The following is a 2754-nucleotide window of genomic DNA, read 5'->3' on the forward strand; positions in this document are numbered from 1 at the left end:
CCGCCCCAGCCTCCGCCGGAGTCATCCCCGCCTCCGCCGCCCCAGCCGCCTCCGCCGCCGCCCCAGCCTCCGCCGCCTCCACCGTGGAGGATCGAATTGATGAGGATTCCGCCGAGGATCGCGCCGCCGAGGCCGCCCCCGCCGCTGCCGCCGAACATGCCGCCCCGGCCGTAGCCTTGGCCCTGGTTGGCGTAGCCGCCGAATTGGTCGACGTCGGACTGGGCCAGCTGCGCGGCCTGTGCCGCCAGCGCGTAGGCCTGCTGTGCGTACTGCAAGGCCGTAACGGGGTCGGTGCGGGAAATGGAGAGCGCATAGTCCAGGTTCCGCTGGGCTTCCGCCAGGCGTGTGCGCGCATCGGTGCCTACGCCGCCGCGGCGGGCGGTGATGTAGTCCGACGTCGCGCTGATCTGGGCCTGGGCCGACATGATGCTCTGCTGCAGTGAGGCCTGGGCCCGGCGCGCCTGGTCCTGCTGGTCGCGGATTCCGGCCAGGGACTGGTCGAGTGCCTGGTGGGCCGTGACGACCCGTTCCAGCGTCGCGATCGGATCAATCTTGCCGCCCAGGATTTCCGTTTTGACCTGGGCGAGCGCGGCTTCCGCCGCAGCCACGGGGCCGGCAAGTTCCGGATGGGCGCCGGACTGGATCATCGCCTTCGCCTGGGCCAGGTCCTGCGCGGTATCGACGACGGCGGCTTCCAGGCTGTTGCGTGCCTCGTCGAGGCTGCCGGCCACCTTGGTGATGGCGCCGATCAGCACGTTCGTCTGGTGCAGGCTTTCCTCGGCGGCGCGGACGGCGACCGCGGCGAGGCTGCTTTCACCCGCGGCGAGCTTTTCCTGCGCCGCCGTGGAGGCGTTCTGCACGAAGTCGAGACGTTCCTTGGCCTGTTTGATGTTGTCCGCGACCTGGACCAGGGCACTCTCGGCGTACTTGGCCCGCAGATCGGTCAGCGACTGTTCGGCGGCGGCAAGCTTTGCCTGGGCGTCCGCGGCGCCGGCGCCGACGGCGGCGAGGGCCTGCGGGGCGTTCTTTTCCAGCTCCCGGAGGGAATCGAAATCGGCTTTCTGTTCCTGCAGCGATGCCAGCGCGGCTTCGGAGCGGCCGATGATTTCAACGAGCCAGCTCCGTTGCTGCTCCTCGGTGTCGGGGATGTGGTCGTCAAGTTGCTGCTGCAGCTTGAACGATTCCGTCATGTGGCCCTTGGCCTCCTGCAAAGCCTTGGTGAAATTGCCCACCGCGGCGTCCCCGTATTGGGCCTGGGCGAATCCCAGCTCCTGCTCGCTGGACTTGATGGCGTCATCGGCCTCGATCAGCAGCGAATCGCTCTTCCGGCGCAGCTCGGCCACGGTGAGCCCTGCCAGCGGGTCCGGCTGCCCGCCCTGGGCCCCGGCTGACGCCCCCGAACTTTGCAGGGCCTTCTTCCGGCGGCTGCGCAGGTACAGGTACGTTCCCGCACCGCCCACAGCCACGACGCCGACTCCGACGAGGACGGCGCTGCCCGCCCCGGCGCCGGAGGGCACCGTTCCGCTGCCGCCGCCGGCCGCGTCGCCCACCGCAGCGGCCGTATCAATGGCGGCCTGGGCGAAGTCGCGCTTTCCGCCGGCCAGGTTCGGCACGATGGCGTTCTGGACGATGCTGTCGGTCTTGGGATAGATCGCGCTGGCCCTGGCAGGGGAGAAGTAGTACTTGCCGTCGTCGGACATGGTCAGGATGACGTCGGCCTTGCCCATACCCTTGTTGGTCGCGACGGCCTGGGCCCACCCCGCGGGGTCGGCAGGATTCTCGAACGTCTTTGCCGTGATGACGTAGAGGTTGTACTTGTGGTCCTTGAGGAGCTTCTGGATGGCGTCCTGGACTTCGGCCTTGCGGCTGCCGAGCACGTTCGCGCTGTCCACGATGTTCTGCCCGGACGGAATGGCCACCGGATCTTCGGCCAGGGCCGGAGCGGCGGGGAGCGCCAGCAATCCAGCGACGCCAAAGACGGCGAGGAAACGATTCAACTTAGACCGCATGTGCAACCCTTCAGCACTTCTGGGACCGGTTCGGTCGAACCAGCCGTCACAGAATGCAGCAGCGCCCCCACGCAGATGTAAAGCCGCAGGTCGCTGTGGCATTTCCATTTGATTCTATGGTGCACCCAAAAGGCAGTCCACCTAGGGGAATATGCCACCAGCGAAACGGGCTTAAACTGGGAAACACGGGCCCGCAGGCCGCAAACTGTCCGTTCAGGAACCTCCCAGCAAATGTCCGCTCTAGTGTCAGCCTGAGCGTTCATAGTTATAGGCAGACGAGGACGAAAGGAAGTCTCATGACTGAGAACCCAGTGCCGGGTGTGTCACCGGAGCCGACACAACAGAACCAGGAACCGGCGGGAGTGCGGGAGGGCTCGCCGGAGCAGCCGCATGCCGGCCGCGCGCCTGAGGCGGCACCGGGAAATCCGGCATCCGAAAGCACGACGTCCGAAACCTCAGTAGCCGGAAGCCCGGCCCCCGAGAACCCGACCCTCCGGCTGGACCGCGCCGAGGATGGCGCGCCGCGTCCGGTCTACCAGCAGCACCAGCCCTCCGCCGCGGACACCCAGCAGATCGGCGCCCCGGCCCAGCAGGCCGGCCCGTACGGCGGGTTCTCCCAGGCCGGCCAGGGCCAGCCCGCCCAGCCCGGCCACCCGCCCTATGGCCAGTCCCAGCAAACCCCGTACGGCCAGTCGCAGCAAACCCAGTACGGCCAGTCCCACTACGGCGCCAACCCTTACGGCGG

General features: G+C 68.1%; 1 protein-coding gene and 1 pseudogene. One reads left to right on the top strand and one right to left on the bottom strand.

The features are described from left to right. A partial coding sequence (locus Y706_RS0119875) for a TPM domain-containing protein (RefSeq protein ID WP_028277962.1) occupies positions 1-2009 on the bottom strand: 2009 nt, incomplete at its 3' end. A 296-nt stretch (positions 2010-2305) separates the two neighbouring features. Here Y706_RS0119875 and Y706_RS30470 point away from each other — a divergent pair. Beyond that, positions 2306-2754: pseudogene (locus Y706_RS30470) on the top strand (signal protein PDZ); the annotation flags it as partial.

Origin of the sequence: Arthrobacter sp. I3, from assembly GCF_000520575.1 — a bacterium.
Classification (GTDB): domain Bacteria; phylum Actinomycetota; class Actinomycetes; order Actinomycetales; family Micrococcaceae; genus Arthrobacter; species Arthrobacter humicola_A.